General features: G+C 61.7%; 18 protein-coding genes. 2 read left to right on the top strand and 16 right to left on the bottom strand.

All coding sequences use genetic code 11. The features are described 5' to 3' along the window. Positions 1-25: 25 nt before the first annotated feature. The 6 genes from AC3WWH_RS23685 to AC3WWH_RS23710 form a co-directional block, all read right to left on the bottom strand. A complete protein-coding gene (locus AC3WWH_RS23685) occupies positions 26-1,252 on the bottom strand; it encodes an MFS transporter (RefSeq protein ID WP_058324986.1) in 1,227 nt (408 codons plus the stop codon). Between the two features lie 184 nt (positions 1,253-1,436). Continuing rightward, positions 1,437-2,879, bottom strand: a complete 1,443-nt coding sequence (locus AC3WWH_RS23690) for a M81 family metallopeptidase (RefSeq protein WP_058324987.1) — start codon at positions 2,877-2,879, stop codon at positions 1,437-1,439. Between the two features lie 11 nt (positions 2,880-2,890). Further along, positions 2,891-4,810 carry a beta-N-acetylhexosaminidase gene (locus AC3WWH_RS23695; protein WP_058324988.1) on the bottom strand — a complete coding sequence of 640 codons (1,920 nt, stop codon included), beginning with the start codon at positions 4,808-4,810 and terminating at the stop codon, positions 2,891-2,893. A gap of 21 nt (positions 4,811-4,831) precedes the next feature. Then, positions 4,832-5,608, bottom strand: coding sequence for an SDR family oxidoreductase (locus AC3WWH_RS23700; protein WP_058324989.1), 777 nt, complete (start codon positions 5,606-5,608; stop codon positions 4,832-4,834). 21 nt (positions 5,609-5,629) lie between these two features. Then, the gene (locus AC3WWH_RS23705; RefSeq protein ID WP_057249162.1) at positions 5,630-6,493 is read right to left on the bottom strand and encodes a MurR/RpiR family transcriptional regulator; all 864 of its coding nucleotides are present in this window, start codon (positions 6,491-6,493) and stop codon (positions 5,630-5,632) included. Between the two features lie 87 nt (positions 6,494-6,580). Beyond that, on the bottom strand, positions 6,581-6,970 hold the full coding sequence (locus tag AC3WWH_RS23710; RefSeq protein WP_058324990.1) for a RidA family protein: 390 nt from the start codon (positions 6,968-6,970) through the stop codon (positions 6,581-6,583). A gap of 113 nt (positions 6,971-7,083) precedes the next feature. Here AC3WWH_RS23710 and AC3WWH_RS23715 point away from each other — a divergent pair, with 113 nt between their 5' ends. Beyond that, entirely contained in the window at positions 7,084-7,575 is a 492-nt protein-coding gene (locus AC3WWH_RS23715) for a hypothetical protein (protein WP_058325078.1), read from the top strand. Positions 7,576-7,601: 26 nt separating this feature from the next. Beyond that, positions 7,602-9,083 carry a M81 family metallopeptidase gene (locus tag AC3WWH_RS23720; RefSeq protein ID WP_058325079.1) on the top strand — a complete coding sequence of 494 codons (1,482 nt, stop codon included), beginning with the start codon at positions 7,602-7,604 and terminating at the stop codon, positions 9,081-9,083. 109 nt (positions 9,084-9,192) lie between these two features. On the opposite strand, the gene AC3WWH_RS23725 is transcribed toward AC3WWH_RS23720, so the two are convergent. The 10 genes from AC3WWH_RS23725 to osmF form a co-directional block, all read right to left on the bottom strand. Then, positions 9,193-10,326 carry an ABC transporter ATP-binding protein gene (locus AC3WWH_RS23725; RefSeq protein ID WP_058324991.1) on the bottom strand — a complete coding sequence of 378 codons (1,134 nt, stop codon included), beginning with the start codon at positions 10,324-10,326 and terminating at the stop codon, positions 9,193-9,195. Positions 10,327-10,421: 95 nt separating this feature from the next. After that, positions 10,422-11,651, bottom strand: coding sequence for an ABC transporter substrate-binding protein (locus tag AC3WWH_RS23730; RefSeq protein ID WP_058324992.1), 1,230 nt, complete (start codon positions 11,649-11,651; stop codon positions 10,422-10,424). Between the two features lie 37 nt (positions 11,652-11,688). Then, positions 11,689-12,546 carry a carbohydrate ABC transporter permease gene (locus AC3WWH_RS23735; protein WP_058324993.1) on the bottom strand — a complete coding sequence of 286 codons (858 nt, stop codon included), beginning with the start codon at positions 12,544-12,546 and terminating at the stop codon, positions 11,689-11,691. Further along, positions 12,543-13,427, bottom strand: a complete 885-nt coding sequence (locus AC3WWH_RS23740; RefSeq protein ID WP_058324994.1) for a carbohydrate ABC transporter permease — start codon at positions 13,425-13,427, stop codon at positions 12,543-12,545. Before AC3WWH_RS23740 ends, AC3WWH_RS23735 begins: the two co-directional genes overlap by 4 nt. 12 nt (positions 13,428-13,439) lie before the next feature. Continuing rightward, positions 13,440-14,597, bottom strand: a complete 1,158-nt coding sequence (locus AC3WWH_RS23745; RefSeq protein WP_058324995.1) for a Gfo/Idh/MocA family protein — start codon at positions 14,595-14,597, stop codon at positions 13,440-13,442. Positions 14,598-14,838: 241 nt separating this feature from the next. Continuing rightward, positions 14,839-15,651, bottom strand: a complete 813-nt coding sequence (locus AC3WWH_RS23750) for a pirin family protein (protein ID WP_058324996.1) — start codon at positions 15,649-15,651, stop codon at positions 14,839-14,841. 77 nt (positions 15,652-15,728) lie between these two features. Then, entirely contained in the window at positions 15,729-16,466 is a 738-nt protein-coding gene (locus AC3WWH_RS23755; protein WP_058324997.1) for an ABC transporter permease, read from the bottom strand. Then, complete coding sequence (locus AC3WWH_RS23760) at positions 16,466-17,404, bottom strand: ABC transporter ATP-binding protein (RefSeq protein WP_058324998.1); 939 nt, start codon at positions 17,402-17,404, stop codon at positions 16,466-16,468. The genes AC3WWH_RS23755 and AC3WWH_RS23760 overlap by 1 nt, the downstream gene beginning before the upstream one ends. Next, positions 17,401-18,570, bottom strand: coding sequence for an ABC transporter permease (locus AC3WWH_RS23765; RefSeq protein WP_113398812.1), 1,170 nt, complete (start codon positions 18,568-18,570; stop codon positions 17,401-17,403). Before AC3WWH_RS23765 ends, AC3WWH_RS23760 begins: the two co-directional genes overlap by 4 nt. A gap of 98 nt (positions 18,571-18,668) precedes the next feature. Next, on the bottom strand, positions 18,669-19,580 hold the full coding sequence (gene osmF, locus AC3WWH_RS23770; RefSeq protein ID WP_058325000.1) for a glycine betaine ABC transporter substrate-binding protein OsmF: 912 nt from the start codon (positions 19,578-19,580) through the stop codon (positions 18,669-18,671). Positions 19,581-19,860: the final 280 nt, after the last annotated feature.

The following is a 19,860-nucleotide window of genomic DNA, read 5'->3' on the forward strand; positions in this document are numbered from 1 at the left end:
ATGGATAGATTTCAAGCGAACTGTTTCAACCCGGTTCGCGGCTGACCGTCCTCTTTCCTTTTCTATCGCCATCGAGCGCCAGCAGCAGCAACAACCCGGCAAATCCTGCAACACCACCGAGCAGCGCCGTTCCGGAATAGTTGCTGATCCGGGTGCCGAGCGCAAAAAGCCCGGCGCAAAGCCCGCCGCTCAGGAAAAGGTTCACGGCGATCAGTGAGCTTCCCAAGCCCGGCCGATCGGTAATCAGGTCCTGAAGGTAGCTGATCGGGATGGTGATCAGCGCCGCTGCACCGAAGGCGCTGATGAGCGTGAGCGCGTAGATCTGCCACGTGGCCGTGGAAAAGCCGAGCAGCACCATATAGCCGATGTAGATGGCCGTCCCCAGCGCCAGCGCCTTGAACGGCACCAGGCTCAACTGGATGCGCGCCCAGACGAAAATGAAGACGACTTCCAGGAAAGCAACGATGCCGACGATGATGCCGATATCGGTGACGCTACCGCCGATCTCATCCGTCATGATCAGCGGCAGCACGGCGGCATTGACGTGCAGGCTCGACGTGATCGTCGCAACGGCGATCACCCGCAGGAAGATGCGCGGCGTCAGGATCTCTCGGAACGACGTCCAGTAGGACAGCCGCTTGCCGAGCGACGGATCGGCGCCGCCTTCATTGGGCAACGAAAAATAGACGATCAGCAGGTTGGCGAGGCAACCAAGGCAGGCCAGCAGATAGGCCGGCAGCATGCTTTCGCCGCCTGCCAGCGCGAAGCCGACCAGCCCGGGCACCAGAACCCAGGACACCGATATGGCCGCGCGCGCGCCGGTCGTCAGCGACGCGGCGTCATGCCCGCTCATCCGCCGGGCGATGCTGCGCACATTGGCAAAGAGCAGCGTGTAGAGCGCGCCATAAATCGGCAGCAGCAAGAGGACGCTGACGACGAAGCTCGTCTGGTAAGGCAGCATATAAACGATGCCGTAGCCCACAACGCCGAACAGGATCGCCGTCGACATCAGCACGCGATAATTGCCGACGCGGTCCGCCAGGATACCGATCGAGACGCTGACGATGACATTCACGGTCGAAGCAAGAAGGATCAGCAGCGAGTAGATGGCGTCGCTGAGACCCAGTTCGTTGATGCCGACAACGGACTGATAGGGCGAGGTGGCAGCGCCGGCGAAGCCGAACAGGAAGATTGCCAGCATGCTGATCCGCATGGCCGGGTTGCGCATGGCGCTAAGTATGGTGGAAGTCATGCTAGAACGTGTCCGCGAAGCGCGTGAAGGGCACCTGATGGCTCCTTAAATCGGGACCGAGTTAAGGACAAACATGCAGCAACTTAAAGCGTTACAGCGACCTGACGCGTCTTGAACGACGTGCGGCGCCGCAGAGGAGGGCCTACCCGAAAATTCGGGTAGGAAAAATGCAGATAGTAAAGCCTCAGTCGCCGCTCGACCAACGGGACGAGAAGCGGGCGACAGGCTCGAAGGCAAAGTCCTGGTCGAACGGATAAGCAGGCCGCTGACGGCGCAAGCTCACAAGGCCGGCGATGCCTTGATTGACGACGCCTTCGGTCAAAGCCATCAGATTGGGATTGGCGATCGGCGCGAGTTCAGGCGAGAGGTAACCCGACTTGACGACGAGCAGCCGCACGGCTTCAGGATCGAGACCGAGCCGACGGAAATCCTCGATATCGTGATAGGGCCTGCGGCGCGCGGCAATAACAATATCGATGGCGCCGACGCGCACCACCGCCTGCCGCTCACGCTCCAGACCGGAATTGTCGAGCCTGACGACCTCCACCAACATTTCGGCGCAGGGGCTTGCCGGGTCGAGGCTACCGCCGATCTTGAGCATCAGCGTTTCGCCGGCACCGGCAGCAAAGCAGGCTTCCACCGCGGGGCGATCGGTGATGCCGGCGATCAGGGCGCCGCGCCAACCGCGTGCCAGCAGCGCCTTCAGCACATCGGCTCGGTCGCCGACACCGCCGCCGGTCGGATTGTCGCCGGAGTCGGCGAGGATGATCGGCGTCGTCGTCGCCCGTTCGGCGATATCCAGCATCTCGTTGAGCGGTCCGGTCACCGGGCCAAAGCGAAAGTTGCTGCGCTCGGCCCAGTAGCCCGCGGCAATCTCTTCGGCCGCCCGCTTGGCGGCAGGCTTATCGGTGGCGGTCACGACCGCGCAGGCGGTCGCCCGAGGCTCGTCGGCCCAGACGTAGCCGACCATCAGGTTGGCGTCGAGAATGCCTGGCCGCCTATCGATCTCCGGCAGTTGAGCGTAGAGCGATTTCGCCGGCTCGTCTTCGGTCGAGGTGCATTCGCCGGGCAGAAGCACCGGAACCGGCGCCCATGCAATACCCGGACGCGTTCCGTCTCTGAGCGCCGAGACGAGCATCGACCAGGCGCGGGTCATGGTTTCCGGCGTGTCGATATGCGGCGCGGTGCGATAGGCTGCAAAGATGTCGAGCTGATCGATGATCCTCTGGCTGACATTGCCGTGCAGGTCGTAGCTTGCGGCAATCGGGCAATCTGGGCCGACGACGGCACGGGCGGCCGAAATCCAGTCGCCCTCGGTGTCGTCCATGCCGTCGACCTTGATCGCGCCATGCATGGCGAGATAGAGCCCGTCGATCGGCAGGGCCGCACGGAGTCCCTCGAGAAACTCTGCCTTGAATGCGTCGTAGACCCCTCGCGATACGGGACCGCCGGGTACGGCGCGTGCGTGCAGTAGCGGCAGATGCTCGACGTCCTCGGCTTTCATGAAGCTGAAGTATTCGGCCTCCAGCAACGCCTGCCCGCGTAGCACGCGAAAGTCCTCTTCCGTCATCAGGACGGGCGAATAGGTGCTGCATTCAGTGTGGATGCCACCAACGGCGATGCGCATGGGCTTTCCTCTTAGAGATTGGGGCTGAGCGGAGCGATGGCCGCGAAGCGCAGCCAGTCCTTCGCCGCCTTCGGTGTCCAGGCCGCCTCGGCAATCGCCGGAAGCCGCGGGAAGACAAGGCGGTTGAAATAGCTGCGGGAGAGGTAATGCTCAGACCAGATGCAGGCCTGGACGCCCTTAAGGCGCGGCTTCAGATCCTCGGGGAACTCACCCTCAGCCTCATAGCCATAGGTATGCGCCGGCGTCGCGGTCCCGGCCCAGCTGGCGCCCGGTTCCTGCCACGCATCGGCCTGCGCCATGTCGAGATAATAGGCCTGTCCGGGAGTCATCACCACGTCATAACCTTCGCGTGCCAGTTCGATGCCGACCTCCGGCCGCTCCCAGGCCATCAGCAGCGTATCTTCGGTCGAGACACCGCCGCCATGCGCCACCTCGTTCCAACCGGCGAGCTTGCGGCCACGCGCCGTCAGCATCTGTTTCACCCGCTTCAGGAAATAGGACTGCAGCGCGAAGGTGCCGGAAATGCCCTCCTGCTCCATCAGCGTCTTGGCAAGCGGAGAAGCGAGCCACGAGCCGTTCGCCACTTCGTCGCCGCCGATATGGAGATACTTGCTCGGGAAGAGCTCGACCATCTCATCGAAGACTTTCTCGAGGAACTCATAGGTGAAGGCGACGGCCGGGTTGAGCGCATTGTTCGGATAACCTTGCACCGAGTGGTAACTCTCCGGCGCCTCCTGGCCATCGGAGAGATCCGGCAGAGCGACGAGCGTCGCCGCACTGTGTCCGGGAATGTCGATCTCCGGCACGACATCGATGTGAAGTGCGCTTGCCTGCGCGACGATCGCCTTGACGTCAGCCTGGCTGTAGAAGCCGCCGACGGGTTCTGCACCATTGCCGAGCTGCGGCAGCAGCGCCTCATCTGGGCCGCGCAGCACACCAAGCGTCGTCAGCTCCGGAAACGCCTTGATCTCCAGGCGCCACGCCTCGTCGTCCGTCAGGTGCCAGTGGAAGATGTTGAGCTTGAACCAGGCGAGGATATCGATCAGCCGCGCCACATCGGTGGCCGGATAAAACTGGCGGGATACATCGAGATGGCAGCCGCGCCAGCCGTAGCGAGGCTTGTCCGAGATTGTACCGCTCGTCGGGAAGCGGAATTTGCCGGGATGATTGCGCGCTCCGTCCAGAAGCTGGGCAAGGCTGGTCAAGCCATATTGCCGGCCGGCGCTGCCGCCGTAGCCCAGGCGAATTTCGGTTTCGGAGAATTCAAGGCGATAGGCTTCTGCCGCCAACCCGGCATCCGCCGTGAAGACGACCGGCCGCCCCTGCTTCGACGTCGCAAGGCTGAAGGGCGCATGCGCCGCAGGGAACAATCGATGGAACATCGACAGCACGGTAGCAACCGCCGCAATCTCGTCTTGCCCGGCCCCAGCGGCCGGATAGAGAACGACCGGGAAACCAGTTCCAGCCCAAAGCTCGAGCATCGCCGGCCAAGGCTGCAGCGCATAGGGCTGGTCGAGTTCACCTTCCGGCAACCGCACCGGCGGCGGCTCGCTGACGGCGTTCTCAAGAAGCAAATCCGAGACGGCGACCGGGACGTGGCGGCCATCGGCAAGCGTCAGATAGGCGGACTTGGCTCCGTCGGTGCAATGGCGTGCATTGCGATGCAGGCCGCTGACGGTGAAGGTCCAGCTTCCGCCGTTGTCGATCGTCAAACCCTCGGGCGGCGCAAACTCATGAAAATTGGCGTTGCGACGCAGGAACACCGCATTCTCGCAGGCCTTGGGATCAATGACCCGCGTGAGCGACGTATAGACGATCCTGAAACCGGACAGCGGCGAGCCGGAGAAATTGAACAGCGTGAAGGTGAACCGACCAAAGGGCCCGCCATCCGGCTGCCAAGACGCCTCGAGACGATAGGAAACCGGCTGCATGCTCTTCCTCCAAATGCAGTGTCAGTAGTGGCTTGATTGTGAAAACGTGCGGGCCAGTTCCGCCTGGCCGGCAGTGAGCCCGCAATCGACAGGCAGGCAGACGCCCGAAATGGCCGCAGCGAGCGGTCCCGCCAGGAAATGCACCGCATTGGCGACATCATCAGGGTTGACGATCCGCTGCAGCGGATACCAGCGACGTGCCTCCTCGAAGACATCCGGGTTTGACGCCGCCCTCGCCTCCCAGGCCTGGGTGCGCACTGTGCCGGGAGCAACGGCATTCGAGCGAATGCCGAACTTGCCGTATTCCACTGCGATGAGCCGCGTCAGATGCAGGAGGCCCGCTTTTGCCGCGCTATAGGCCGGGTGGCCGAAGACGTTCATGCCGTTGACCGAGGCAATATTGATCACCGATCCGCGGGTCTCTTTCAGCATATCCTCGACGGCGCGGAAGCACAGGAAGGCCGCTTCCAGATTCAGCGCATTGTCCATGCGCCAGATCTCCGGTGTCGTATCGTGCAGGCTGACGGCACGGGCCGCGCCGGCATTGTTGACGAGCGTGCGCACCGCTCCCCTTTCCTTTGCCGTCGCGGCCATCGCTGCAACGCTTGTCGCGTCGGTCACGTCGCAGGCAACGGCCACGAAGCGGTTGTCATCACCGAGCATGCGCGCCGCCCGTTCAGCGGCGTCCGCGTCGATGTCGACGAGCAGGATCAAATCGTGATCGTCGGAAAGCTTGCGCGCGATAGCGCGGCCGATATCGCCGGCTGCACCGGTTACGATCGCGAGGGATTGCGTCATGCGCTGACCTTTCGCGGCACGTCAGTCTCCGAGAAGCTGGCGATCGTCACCGTCGCGGTGCGTGACCAGCTGCTGCTTGATGCGCCGAAGTGTGGTCGTCGCCTGGGGCTGCACCCGGTAGGCGACGAGGCTGGAGAGGATATCGAGCAGCGCCAGATAGGCGATGCGGGTGGAAGTGGGGCGGTAGATATTGTTGCCCTCGGGCAGATCGACCGGCACGGTGATGCTGGCGGCGGCCGCCACCGGACTGCCGCTCTGTGTCAGCGCGATGGTCGGCACCTTCAGTTCGCGGGCGAGCGTAAAAGCGCGCACGAGCTCGGCGTTGCGGCCGGAGAAGGACGAGCCGATGAGCACGTCGGTCGGCCGCGCCGCCGCCGTCATCATCAGCTGCATGCTGTGATCGGAGCTGGAGGTGATGCGAAGACCATAGCGGAACAGCCGGTTCTGCAACTCGCCGGCAATCATCGAGGAATTACCACCGGAACCGAAGGCGTAGATCATTTCCGCTGCGGCGATCCGCTCGACCGCCTGCTCGATCGCCGCCAGGTCAAGCGAGCGATGCAACAGAAACAACGCGTTCTGCGACTTGGTGATGATGTCCTGGGCGACGTCACCGGTCTCGCGGCTCTTCGGCTCCGGCTTCAGGTAGCGCATGCCGATATAGGCGGTGCGGGCAAGCTGCACCTTGAAATCGGAGAAGCTGTCGCAGCCGAGCCTTCGACAGAAGCGGGTGACGGTGGGCGGCGACACGTCCGCCTTGCTCGCCAATTCGATGATGGAGGCGTTCACCGCAAACTCGAAATCATTCAGGAGAATGTCGGCAATGCGGTTTTCCGATTGGGAGAGCCGCCCTTTTTCTTCCTGTAGTGTCGCGAAGATGTCCATCGCCCGCTTGCGCCTTGCTTCAGATCATGAATGGGAGCGGGATGCGGGCGGAAAACCGCATACACTTTTCCTCATCCCGCTCTAAGATCAGCCTTCCTTCGGCTTATAGGCGACGCAGTCGATCTCGACCTTGCAATCGACCATCATCGACGACTGGACGCAGGCCCGCGCCGGCGGATGAGCACCGAAATACTCTTGGTAGATCTTGTTGAATGTCCAGAAATCACGCGGATCGTCGAGCCAGACACCACAACGAACCACATGCTGCGGACCGTAGCCGGCTTCGGTCAGGATGGCCAGCACGTTGGCAATCGTCTTGTGGGTTTGCGGGATAATCCCACCCTCGATGATCTCGCCGTTTTCCATGGCAACCTGGCCGGAAACATAAAGCCAACCGTCCGCTTCGACCGCGCGTGCGAACGGCAAGGGCTTACCGCCAGCACCAACCTGTTCCGCACCATATCTCTTGATGGTCATGTCAGCCTTCGTGCAAATTATTTTCTTTGATCGTTGACAAGTGACCATAGAAAGCTGAATTTGACTAGCGAAAAACACCATTCATGAAAAGAATTTCAATCCAGGGCGCGAATATGCGGGATCCTTTCCTCAATCCATTCCCCTCCTCCGACACGGCACGCCACTCGATCTGGGAGATGCTCGTCTCGCGCGACATTACCGCCTTCCTGGCCGCAGACTGGTCGATGGTCGCAGGTGATTTCGTCGAGAACGGCTTCATCGGCATCGACGGCCGCCGCGAAACCAATCCCGACAATTGGCGGCTGACCTTCCCGTCGCTTGCGGCCTATCGCGAAGAGTGGCTGCGCCAGGCTAACGACTTTGCGACGCAGAGCTTCGCCGAAGATCCGCGCAATGCGATCTTCACGACGACGACTCTCGAAGACATCGAGATCAACGGCGACCAGGCGCTGGCGCGCAAGAAATTCGATGGCAGCCTCAAGAAGTCGGACGGCAGCGTCGACATCCTGAAATGGCAGACCGTCTATTATTGCCGCCTGCACGAGGGACGCTGGAAGATTGCCGGCTTCACCGGCTACCTGCCGAACCCGATGGGGCCGGCCTGAAAGACGCGATAGAAAAGGCAATGGCATTGCGGATCTTCACAGCGGCGCTTGCGACCGAAACCAACACCTTCTCCCCGATCTGCATCGACCGCCGGGCCTTTGAAGCCTCGCTCTACGCGCCGCCGGGAGAACACCCGGAAACACCGACGCTCTGCACCGCGCCGATCACGGTCGGCCGCCGCGTCGCCGCGGAGAAGGGCTGGCAACTGATCGAGGGCACCGCGACCTGGGCGGACCCGGCTGGCCTCGTCAACCGGGAGACATACGAAGGCCTGCGTGACGAAATCCTCGACCAGCTACGCGCTGCCATGCCCATCGACGCCGTAGTGCTCGGCCTGCATGGCGCCATGGTCGCGGACGGCTACGAAGATCCCGAGGGTGACCTGCTAACGCGCGTCCGGGAGATCGTTGGCCCCGACATCCTCGTCTGCGCCGAACTCGACCCCCATAGCCACCTGACGGCCAAGCGCGCAGCCGCCTCGAACTTCTTCGTCTACTTCAAGGAGTTTCCGCACACCGACTTCGTCGACCGTGCCGAAGATCTCTGGCGCATCGTCGTCGATACACTGGACGGGCGTGTCACGCCCCTCATGTCGATCTTCGACTGCCGGATGATCGACGTATACCCGACCTCACGCGATCCGATGCGCTCCTTCGTCGACAAGCTGATGCGGATTGAAAGAGAAGACGCGGATGTTCTTTCGCTCTCCGTGATCCACGGCTTCATGGCGGGCGACGTTCCGGAAATGGGCACCAAGTTGCTTGCCGTCACCAACGGCAAAAGGGAGAAGGGCGCAAACCTCGCGCGGGAACTGGGTCTCGAACTCTTTTCCCACCGCGGAACCTTCATCATGCCGCAGATCGACGAGAAGCAGGCCGTTTCCGAGGCACTCGCTGCATCGAAGGGGCCTGTCGTGATCGCCGATGTCTGGGACAATCCAGGCGGCGGCACCGCCGGCGACGCAACGGTGCTTCTCGAAGAGCTTCTGGCGCGCGACGCAACCGACGTTGCGGTCGGGACGATCTGGGATCCGATGGCAGTGCAGATCTGCATGGCCGCCGGCGAAGGCGCCGAGATCCCGCTGCGCTTCGGCGCCAAGTCGGCTCCCGGAACCGGTCATCCGATCGATGGCACGGTCAGGGTGGTCAAGCTGGTGCGCGACGCAGAGATGCGCTTCGGCGAGAGTTTCGCCCCGTTCGGCGATGCCGCCCATATCGTCTTCAACGGCATCGACATCATCCTCAATTCGACGCGCGCGCAGAGCTTCGATCCGAGCCTCTTCTCGGTGATGGGCATCGACCCGAAGACCAAGAAAATCCTGGTCATCAAGTCGACCAATCACTTCTACGCCTCGTTCTCGAAAATCGCGTCCGAGATCCTCTATTGCTCGGCCGGCACGCCCTATCCGAACAACCCTGCGAAGACCGACTACAAGCGGGCACCGAAGAACATCTGGCCGAAGGTCGCCGATCCGCACGCAGAAGGGAACGGCCGGAACCGCGCCTAGAGTGCGGTCATCGCGTCTCGCCGACACCGGGTACGTCGGGCCTAGTACGCAGACAAAAGAGACCGCTGCCTTTCGCAAGACAGCGGTCTTTTTCCTTGGTCCTGAACGATCAGGCAGCCGCCGGATCGAGCACGCCCATGTCGATGTCGGTCAGTTCGACGCGACGTTCGAGCGCAAGGCCCGCCTCGTCGAACAGGTGGCAATCCGCAACCCTGATACCGGTCTGGATCGTCTCCTCCGGCCGGATCGCGGCCGTTCCCGGCAACATGGCGCAGTAGTTCTCGCCTTCGCCCCCAATGGCCGCATAGGCGACCGTATGGGCGCCGAGGCGTTCGATGACCGTTGGCGTGACTTTGAGGGTCACGTCTCCGGTTCCGAGCGTGATATGCTCCGGCCGAACACCAAGCGTCAGTGTCCGCCCGGCAAGGCCGCTCTGCGGGTTGACGGGAATGACCACCGTCTGACCCTTGTAGTCGACCTCGACGCCGGCGTCGCTGACGCCTTTGCAGGTGACCGGCAGGAAGTTCATCTTCGGATTGCCGATGAAGCCGGCAACGAAGGTATTGGCTGGCTTATGATAGAGCTCGAGCGGGGCGCCCGTCTGGGCGATCTGCCCGGCATTGAGGACGACGATCCGGTCCGCCATCGTCATCGCCTCGACTTGGTCGTGCGTGACGTAGATCATCGTTGCCTGCAATTGCCGGTGCAGTTTCGCCAGTTCGATGCGCATGTCCGCCCGAAGCGCCGCGTCGAGGTTCGAAAGTGGCTCGTCGAAGAGGAAGATCTTCGGCTCGCGCACGATCGCTCGCCCGATCGCGACACGCTGACGCTGGCCTCCGGAAAGCATCCCGGGCTTCTGCTGCAGGCGCTGATCAAGGTGCAGGATGCGTGCTGCATGCTCCACCTTCGCCTTCAACTTCTCCTCGGCCATTTTTTCCACGCGAAGCGGAAAGGCGATGTTCTCGAAGACGGTCATGTGCGGATAGAGCGCGTAGGACTGGAAGACCATGGCGATACCACGCTTGACCGGCGGCAGGTCGTTGACGCGTTTGCCCTCGATCAGGATGTCCCCCGAGCTGGCCTCATCGAGACCGGCTATCATCCTGAGCAAGGTCGACTTGCCGCAACCGGAGGGCCCGACGAAAACGACGAACTCACCGTTCCTGACTTCGAGATCGATGCCTTTCAGCACCTCGAAAGTCCCGTAGAATTTCTGAATCCGATTGAGATTGAGCTGTCCCAAGAAACTGTCTCCGGCCACCGGCGAGAAGCGGCTCATTTATAGCAGAGTTAGGTGGGGCCGCGAACCGATCCCATCGGCGCGCGACCCCGGTGGCCTTACTTGTATTCTTCGAGGTCCGCGGCCGCCTTCTTCAAGGCGTCGGCCGGCTCGGCCTTGCCGGTCACGACCGACTGGACCATCTCGATGATGACGTTCTGGAAGCCCTTGTAGTCGGTAAAGAGCGGTTCCGGACCACCATAGGTGATGCCGTCGATGAACGGCTTCCAGTAGGGATCCTTCTTGACGAACTCGTCGACCATCGGCGACGGACGCAGCGGCGTCAGGCCGGCGCCACCCTGAAGCTCATATTCCCCTTGCGGACCGGGCGAGGTGATGAACTTGGCGAATTCGATCGCCTTCTCCTCGACGCCCGAGCCCTTGAAGATCGCCAGGCTGTCGGTGATGAGCAGCGTGCCCTCGCCCTTGGCCTCAGGACCGAGCGGCAGCGGCGCGACGCCCCAGTTGACCTTGGTTTCCTTCAGGCGCGTTGCAGCACCTGAGCCCGCCTGGATCATGCCGACCTTGCCATCGAGGAAGATGGCGCGGACCTCGTTCTGCTCGTAGGCGGTAGCGCCTTCAACGGAATAGGGCGTGATGTCCTTGTAAGCCTGAAGTGCTGCCAGCACCTGCGGGCTATCGATGACGACCTTGTCGCCGTCGATCACCTTGCCGTTGTTGGTGTACACCCAGTGCATGAACTGGTGCATCGTGTTGTCGAAGGTCTTGGCCGGAAGGCCGTAGCCAGCGATGCCGGTCTTCTCCTTGATCGCCTTGGCAAACTCGATTTCTTCAGCCCAGGTCTTCGGCGGCTTCTCCGGATCGAGACCGGCCTGCTTGAACAGGTCCTTGTTCCAGTAAAGCGCCTTGGTCGAGAATGCGATCGGAACGCCCCACTGGTTGTCGTCGAAGGTCACGGTGTCGACGATGTTGGGGTAGTAGGTCTTCTTCTCGTCTTCCGTCATCGGCACGGGAACGATGAGCTCGTTCTGCGCGAATTCCTTCAGCGTGCGCGAGCCGACATAGGCCATGGCAACGGGCGTGCCGGCGGCGGCGAGCGTCGTGGCCTTGTCCTGGCATTGGGCCCAGCCGACGACCTCAGGCGTGACTTTCCAGCCCGGATTCTTTTCTTCCCACTGCTTGATGTATTTCGCGTGTACCGCGTCCATGGTGTCGCCGCAGTAGATCCAGCTGATCTCCTGGTCGGCCGCCTTCGCGGTGACAGCGCCGAGCGCGGTCGACCCGAGCAGCGCCAGGGCAAGTACCCCTGTCTTGAAATGAATAGACACGTTTTATGCTCCCGTTCTCTGGTGGTTGACTTAAGTCTTATTGTTTCACCGCGCCCGCGGTCAGGCCGCTGACGAGATACCGTTGTAGGAGGAAGATCACGACGACAGCCGGCGCGATGCCGACGAAGCTCGCGGCCATGAGCTCGTTCCAGACCACCTCCTGGCGACCGAAATAGGCGAAGAGGCCGACCGGCAGCGGCATGTACTCGCTCTTGGAGTTGAAGGTCAGGGCATAGATGAACTGTTGGGCATAGGCGCCGATGAAGGTCGTGATCGCCACTACGGTGATACCCGGCATGGCGATCGGCAGGATCACCCGGCGCAGCGTATAGAAGTGGCTGGCGCCGTCGACGAAAGCGGCCTCGTCCAGTTCACGCGGGATGCGCGTCATGTAGGTGCGCAAGAGCCAGATCGCCGAGGGGATCAGGAAGGCAACGCCCGGCACGATCATCGCGAGATAGGTGTTGAGCACGCCCAAGGTGCGCATCAGACGGAACAGCGGGATGAGCAGCACTGCGCCCGAAAACATGTTGACAGCGAGGAAGGCACCGAGCAGCAGCCCGGCGCCGCGAAAATTGAAGCGGGCAAAGGCATAGGCCGCGGGGATCACCAGTATCAGCACGATGGCGGTCACGATGGTGGAGATGAAGAAGGAGTTGAAGATGTAGCGGGCAAAACCGGGCACGCTGACCCACATGGTCGAGTAGGCGGCAAACGAGCCGTTTTGCGGCCAGAAGCGATAGGGCGAGGAGAACAGCAGCCCGAGCGGCTTCAACGACACCAGGAACCCTTCGACGAAGGGCGCCAGAATGAAGCACAGGAAGACGAAGATACCGGCATAGATGCCAAGGAGCTCGTACCAGCGATAACGGTTGATCATGGCAGGCTGGCTCATTTCTGCTCCCCCGCGGCAAGACGGCTGGTGACCCGGAAATAGGCGAAGCAGAAGATCGACAGGAAGATGCAGATCAGCACGGCGCGCGCGGCGCCTTCACCGTATTTCTTCGACCCGATGGCGGTACGGTAGGTATCGATGATCATCGTGGTGGTCTCACCGTTGGGACCACCCTGGGTGAGGATCCAGATGATGTCGAAGGAATTGAAGGTCGCGATCAGCGACAGCATCGACATCGTGATCAGCGACGGAACCAAAAGCGGCAGCGTGATGCGGCGGAAGCGATAGAGGCGCCCTGCTCCGTCCGTCCAGGCGGCTTCATAGAGATCCTGCGGGATCGCCTGCATCGCCGCCAGCATATAGAGCGTCACCAGCGGCACGCCGATCCATACGTCGGTGATGATCGTCGCCCAGAAGGCGGTGGAACCGTGGGCAAGGAAGGCGATGGGCCCGTTGGACAGCCCCAGGTTCTGCAGCACGCCCGAGATCATGCCGAACTGCCCATTGTACATCCAGCCCCACATGAAAATGCCGATCGCCATCGGCACGATCCATGGCGGCATGGTGAGCAGGCGGAAGAGCGCACGGCCGGGCACGGCGGCGTTCAGCATCGTCGCGCCGAAGACGCCGATGATCATCTTGATCGAGACCGAGAAGAAGGTCCAGATGAAGGTCCGGAAGATGACTTCGGCGAAAGTCTCGTTGAAGATCTTATCGTAGTTGGCCCAGCCGACCCAGTTGGTCGTCTTCTTCAGCGACGCGTCCGTGAACGACAGGATGAAGGTGTCGACCAGTGGATAGGCGACGATCACCGTGACGTAGAGGACAGCCGGAAGAAGCAGGATCCAGGCGAAGATGACCGTGCTGCGTTGAACACTCATCCCCACCTCCCCTTACGCAGCGCGCGAATGCAGTGCTTCGTCGAAACGGTCCCAGATGGGCCGGAGATCTATGACGCTCTTCCTGCGTCGCGCCTCGTCCATCGAAAGCGCCAGGATACCCGCTTCAAGCGCATCGAGGGTCGAGACCGGCAGCGGCCGGCCGTCACGAACGTGGCCGATGATATCGGTCGCCATCTGCTCGTCGGCACCGTAGTGCTGCGACAGTTCCGTGGCGGCGTATTTGTTTTCGATGACCTTCTTACCGGTCAGCATCTCGTGAACGTCGAAATAGCCACGGATGAAATCGCCCTCGGCCATGCCACGCGAGCCCATGATGCAGAAGCGGCGGAATTGGTCCGGCACGTTGAGATTGGTGTGGAAGTTCATGCCGACGCCGTTAGCGTATTCGACGATCGCCACCTGGTAGTCGATGATGTCGCCGTCGCTGTCGAAGACCTTGTCGGAGCCCATCCAGCCGCTCGGTTTGCGATGGAAGAGTTCCAGGTCGTTGATACCTTCGCGTGCGGGATCGTTGGCGGGAATGAAGCTCTTGCGGCCGCCGAAGCTCGCGACCCGTTCCGGCCGCGCGCCGACGACACCATTGTAGAGATCAAGGTCATGGCAGCATTTTTCCAGCATGAAACTGCCGGAATAGCGCTCGTAGCGGCGCCAGTCGCGCATGAAGAAGGCGCCGTGATAGGGTTCGATATGCTCGGACGCCTCAATCGAGACGACCTGGCCGAGCGTGCCTTCGGCAAGCGCTGCGCGCAGGTCGCGATACATGGGCGCGTAACGCAACACCAGACCGACCATCAGGCGCTCATGGCCGAACTTCGCCATCAGCCCCGCGAGTTCGAGGCTCTCCTGGACCGTCGTGACGATCGGCTTCTCGCTGAACACCTTGAGACCGGCCTCGAGACCAATCCGGATATGATCGAGGTGCATGTGGTTCGGCGAGCCGATCATCAAGAGATCGAGCTTCTCGTTGGCGATCAGCTCTTCGGGGGTCGCGTAAGCCTTGCCGGCCGAGATGCCTTTTTCGGTGAGCGTGGACAGACCAGCCGGGTTCGGATCGACGTAGCCGGCGATCTCGAAGTTCTCGTCCATGGCTTTGAAGACATAGCCCAGATAACCCAAACGGAATCCGAGTCCGATGATGCCGACTTTCATGCTCGTCCCGTTCCCCTGCCTTTTGGCGTAATTTATTTTCGCAGACTGGGACAGTTTTTTCAGGCAGTCAACTCAAATCCGCATATTTTGTAAAATTGTGAAATTCATTTTCATACGACAGGCAAATGCCGAGAAAGCAGGCAATTCATGGACAACTAAAAAGGGTGCGTATCCCGCAACTCTACGGCAGGAAGAAAGCGGTCCAGACCACTGCACGTTGCGTGGTTGACTTCTGATCAGTTCAGCCCTTTCCGACCAGCCGGTTTCGCCAGTGCAGCAGCCGCAGTAAAGGTCGAGCCAGATAAGGTCGCGGTATCTTGGGATGGTCGCCAACCGTCCCCTGCCGTGCGGCGCGCGCGCTCGGCTCGATCAGGAACGCAACGATCAGCGAGCTGCGAGTGGCGTATAGCTCCAGGGCGTCGTCCGACAGGAATATCCCCTGATCCCCCTCACCGAAGGCGATATCTCCGACCTTTATCGAGCCCGAAAAGAGATAAAAGTAAAGGTGTCGCCCCTCCGCCCGCGGAAACGCAGTCTTTGTCTCAGCCTCGAGCCGGAGATCGAAAAAGTCGACGCTGTTGCGCACGAAAAACGGTGCTGTGCCACCTTCCGGCCCGACAAGATGCCTCCATTGATTGACAGGTGCCACTGCAATGGGGCCGTGCTGGATGGCCGGTGGGAGATCTAAACCGTGAGGGCGCACAAGGATCTGGAGCATCCGCAACGGTGGATCGCTCGGCAGGGTCTCCTCCGAATGCCAGAAGCTCTTTCCCGCGTTCATCACCATAAGGTGCCCGCTGTCCGTGACCAGTCTCCCGGTAGCGCGGTCATCGTGGCGCATGACACCCTCCGGCACCCATGAAAGGATTTCATCGTTCTGGTGCTCGTGCATGGCGATCAGCCTGCCCGGCTCCAGGATCGACTCAACAACCATTGCCAGAGGGCCGTAGCCGTGATCACGCGGCCGTGGCAGCAGCCAACCGGGCATGTTGAGCCTGGCCTTGAACCCGCCCATATCCCTGACAAGAGGACTTTTAGCGCCGCGGTAGAGCATGGGTCACTCTATCACGCGCCATCGGCATTTGGCACGGCCGTGAACACTTTCCGGGCTTCCCGCATTCCGACGGCACCTCACCGTCCCATTCGGGTAGCGAGTTTCCTTTCGGCCGCCTGCAATCCGTCGTGCAGCAGCACCGCAAGCGTCGCGACGATCAGGCCACCCTGAACGACGAAAGCCAGATTGTTCGATTGCAGACCGGCAATGATCACTTCGCCGAGGGTTTTCGCCGCGACCGTTGATCCGATCGTGGCCGTTGCCAGGCTGACGACCACCGAAAGTCGGATGCCTGCAAGGATAACCGGCATCGCCAGCGGCAACTCCACCTTCAGGAGCCGCTGACCGCCTGTCATGCCGGCACCGCGCGCCGCCTCCATGACAGATGGCGGCAATGTCGTCAGCCCCGTCAGCGCGTTCTCGAAGATCGGCAGCAGGCCATAGAGAAAAAGCGCGATCAATGTCGGCTTCTCACCGAAACCGAAGATGGGAACGGCGAGCGCCAGAACGGCCACCGGCGGAAAGGTTTGGCCGATGTTGACCAGGCTGCGCGACAGCGGCAGGAATTCGGCCCCGGATTCGCGCGTCACCAATATTGCCAAAGCAAGCGCAACCAATGCCGCAGCAGACACTGCGATGGCGACGGTGCGCAGGTGCAATAGAGTAAGCTGCAACAGGCTGCCCTGATTGTAGATCACCGGCGCATTCGCTTGAACCAGGGGCCGCAGCAACGGTTCGAACCATTGCGGCTGCAGCAGGAAGGCGAGCAAAACCAGGAACACTCCCAAGCGAAAAAGCGTCGATAGTTTCGGCATCAGACTGGCCCGGCTGCCCGTTTCGCCAGCCCTTCGAGACTGACCTTGCCGATGATAGCCCCCGCGGCATCAGCCACCGGCAGCGCGCTCCGCCCGGACCAAAGCAGTTCGGCAAGCGCCTCCCTTTGGCTGAGCGTGCTCGATATGGCTGTGCCGTCTGCTGACCCTGGTTCGACGGCGCTCAAGACCGGCTCGATCGCGAGCAACCGATAAGGCCGTTCGCTGACCCCGATCAGGCTCTCGACGAACGGGGTCGCGGGCTTGATCAGCATTTCGGCGGGCGTCGCATATTGCACCACCTTGCCTTTGTCCATGACGGCAATGCGGTCCGCGAGCTGGAAGGCCTCCTCCATGTCATGGGTGACGAGAATGACCGTCGTCTCGAAGTGCTTCTGAATGGCGAGCAGATCATCCTGAGCCTTGGCGCGAATGATCGGGTCGAGTGCGCCGAAGGGCTCGTCCATCAGCAGGACTTTCGGTTCGGCAGCCAACGCCCGGGCGACGCCGACACGCTGTTGCTGACCGCCGGAAAGCTCATGCGGAAAGCGTGGACCGAAGGCGGCCGGATCGAGCTGGAACAGTTGGAGAAGTTCGTCCACCTTGGCGTCGATACGCGCGCGCTCCCAACCGAGCAGCGTCGGTACCGTGGCGATGTTCTGCGCGACGGTACGGTGCGGAAACAGGCCGTGGCCCTGGATCGCATATCCGATGCGGCGGCGCAGTTCATAGCCTGGCAGCGCACGGTTGTCCTCACCGTCGAGGCGGATCGTCCCCGAAGTCGGCTCCACCAGCCGATTGACCATCCGCAATAGCGTCGTCTTGCCAGAGCCGGAGGTACCGACGATGACGGTGACGGTACGCGGTGCGATCGTCAGGCTGACGTCGTCGACGACCGCCGTCTCGCCATAGCGCTTGGTGATGTTTTCGATTTCGATCATGCGGCCTCTGCCTGCCTGGTGTTGGGTGTGGCCATTTCGATCATCGCGTCGAGCACGATCGCCGCCGCAAAGGCGAGCACCACGGTCGGGACGGCGCCGAGCAGCACGAGATCCATCGCGGTCTGGCCAACGCCCTGAAAGACGAAGACGCCGAAGCCGCCGCCGCCGATGAGGGCAGCGATGGTCGCCAGGCCGATGTTCTGCACGAGCACGATGCGGATGCCGGTGAGGATCACCGGAAAGGCCAGTGGAAATTCGATGCCGACCAGCCGTTGCCAATCGGTCATGCCGATGCCGCGGGCTGCGTCATTCGCATCCCTCGGAACGCCGGCCAGACCGACGACGGTATTGGCAACCACCGGCAGCAGCGAATAGAGGAACAGCGCGACAAAGGCGGGTGCGACACCGATGCCACGGATGCCGATCGTGGCAGCGCCCGGAACGTTCGCGGCGATCCAGCCAAGCGGTGCAATGAGAATGCCGAACAGCGCGATCGACGGTATCGTCTGGATCGCGTTCAGAACGCCCAGCAAACCATCGCGCAATCGGGCGACGCGGTGACACAGTATACCGAGCGGAATGCCGACGATGGTCGCGGTCACAAGCGAGCCGAGCGCCAAGGTCACATGCTTGCGGGCTTCCGCCCAGAAGGTGTCCACCCGGCTCGTATATTCCCTAAGGATCGAGAGACCATCCCAGGCACCGGAAAGCAAAAGCATCCCGACAAAGGCGAGCACGGCGACGAGCACCACGATGCGCACGATGGGGGCCGGGCGCAATCGCGTCAGTGCATCGGCTGCCAGCAGCCCGAAAGCAAAGAGCATGACCCAGAAACCGGAAGCAGGCGACACGCGAGCATAGGTGTTGCCCTCAGGCGTCAGGTGGCCGGCCGCGACGCCGATGCCGAGCGCCAGCCCGGCCAGCGCTGCGAAAGCTGCGACAAGGCGCAGAGTGGCCGTCGAGCGCATGGCCGCCACGAGCACGCCGGCAAAGATCACCAGCAGCACTGCCGCGCTCCAGGGCTGCGGCAAGGCCTCGACGATCGTCTTTGCCTCGCCGGCGACGATGCGATTGGCACGAAACGTTGCAAAAGGCGCGATGAAGGCGCCGCCAAGCGCCAAGGCCGCGATGATCGCTCCGAGCTTGTCAAAGCGGAGTTCTCTCAAACCACATTCCCTCCCCGCCTGTGCCGGCGCGACTTCGGCACCTGCAGGCACACCCCGGAACGCCAGCCATCGGACCAGCGTTCCGGTTATCCGTCAACCTACTTCAGGAAGCCGGTCTTCTTCAGAAAATCCTCGGCAACCGCCTTGGCCGGTTCGCCGCCGACCTGCACGCGGCCGTTCAGGTCCTGAAGCGTTACGAGATCGAGCTTCTCGAACACCGGCTTCAACAGTTCCTCGATTTGCGGGTTTTCCTTGAGCACAGCCTCGCGAATAATCGGGGTCGGCTGGTAGACTGGCTGGACCGCCTTGTCATCTTCGAGCACGACGAGGCCAGAAGGTGCGATGCCGCCATCGGTGCCATAAACCATCGCCGCATTGGCGCCGTTCGTCTGGTTGGCAGCAGCCGCAATGGTCGCCGCGGTGTCACCGCCGGAAAGCGTGATCAGCTGATCCTGCTTCAAGGTGAAACCATAGGTCGTCTGGAAGGCCGGGAGAGCGGCGGCCGAATTCACGAACTCAGACGAAGCGGCCAGCACGACCTTGCCGCCACCGGCGACATATTTGCCGAAGTCGCTGAGCGTCTTCAGCTTGTTCTCATCCGCAACTTCCTTGCGAAGACCGATCGCCCAGGTGTTGTTGGCCGGCGACGGCGTCAGCCAGACGATCTTGTTGGCGTCGTAGTCGAGCTTCTTGGCGGTCTCGTAACCCTTGCCTGCGTCCTTCCAGACCGGATCGTCAGCCTTTTCGAAGAAGAAGGCGGCGTTACCGGTATACTCCGGGTAGATGTCGATCTCGCCGGCGGTAATCGCCTTGCGCACGACCGGCGTCGCGCCGAGCTGGACGCGATCGACGGTCTTGATGTTGTTGGCATTGAGCACGGCAAGGATGATGTTGCCGAGAACACCGCCTTCGGTGTCGATCTTCGAGGAGACGACGACATCGGCGCTGGCCGTGGCAGCAGTCAAAGTGAAGGCAAAGGCAGTTCCGATAAGCAATCTAGTCAGGCGCATGAGTTTGTTTCTCCCTCGAAATTCGCTCCGCAAGTTTGATCACGGAAAGTTCGCCGCGTCGGGGCAAGGCTTTCCATATATGTCAGTCCCCGGCAAAAAATAGGGTTGCACGCAGAGACTGTGGCGGACGAAAAGTTCCGACATCGACAAACACTATCGAAAGCGTAGATTTCTACGTCCGACCGCGTGCGATTGGCCGTTGCAATCAGGGGCGATGTCGGCCACTCTCACAGAGGCCCGCCAGAAACACCGCTTTCACTCTTGGTTGCGATGCCGCTCG

Source organism: Ensifer sp. EB106-03-01-XG145, assembly GCF_058792075.1.

Excerpts from the sequence above, each read along its gene's own strand:
- AC3WWH_RS23685 (WP_058324986.1), bottom strand. The coding sequence starts at position 1,252 with ATGACTTCCACCATACTTAGCGCCATGCGCAACCCGGCCATGCGGATC.
- AC3WWH_RS23690 (WP_058324987.1), bottom strand. The coding sequence starts at position 2,879 with ATGCGCATCGCCGTTGGTGGCATCCACACTGAATGCAGCACCTATTCG.
- AC3WWH_RS23695 (WP_058324988.1), bottom strand. The coding sequence starts at position 4,810 with ATGCAGCCGGTTTCCTATCGTCTCGAGGCGTCTTGGCAGCCGGATGGC.
- AC3WWH_RS23700 (WP_058324989.1), bottom strand. The coding sequence starts at position 5,608 with ATGACGCAATCCCTCGCGATCGTAACCGGTGCAGCCGGCGATATCGGC.
- AC3WWH_RS23705 (WP_057249162.1), bottom strand. The coding sequence starts at position 6,493 with ATGGACATCTTCGCGACACTACAGGAAGAAAAAGGGCGGCTCTCCCAA.
- AC3WWH_RS23710 (WP_058324990.1), bottom strand. The coding sequence starts at position 6,970 with ATGACCATCAAGAGATATGGTGCGGAACAGGTTGGTGCTGGCGGTAAG.
- AC3WWH_RS23715 (WP_058325078.1), top strand. The coding sequence starts at position 7,084 with ATGCGGGATCCTTTCCTCAATCCATTCCCCTCCTCCGACACGGCACGC.
- AC3WWH_RS23735 (WP_058324993.1), bottom strand. The coding sequence starts at position 12,546 with ATGAGCCAGCCTGCCATGATCAACCGTTATCGCTGGTACGAGCTCCTT.
- AC3WWH_RS23740 (WP_058324994.1), bottom strand. The coding sequence starts at position 13,427 with ATGAGTGTTCAACGCAGCACGGTCATCTTCGCCTGGATCCTGCTTCTT.
- AC3WWH_RS23745 (WP_058324995.1), bottom strand. The coding sequence starts at position 14,597 with ATGAAAGTCGGCATCATCGGACTCGGATTCCGTTTGGGTTATCTGGGC.
- AC3WWH_RS23750 (WP_058324996.1), bottom strand. The coding sequence starts at position 15,651 with ATGCTCTACCGCGGCGCTAAAAGTCCTCTTGTCAGGGATATGGGCGGG.
- AC3WWH_RS23755 (WP_058324997.1), bottom strand. The coding sequence starts at position 16,466 with ATGCCGAAACTATCGACGCTTTTTCGCTTGGGAGTGTTCCTGGTTTTG.
- AC3WWH_RS23760 (WP_058324998.1), bottom strand. The coding sequence starts at position 17,404 with ATGATCGAAATCGAAAACATCACCAAGCGCTATGGCGAGACGGCGGTC.
- osmF (WP_058325000.1), bottom strand. The coding sequence starts at position 19,580 with ATGCGCCTGACTAGATTGCTTATCGGAACTGCCTTTGCCTTCACTTTG.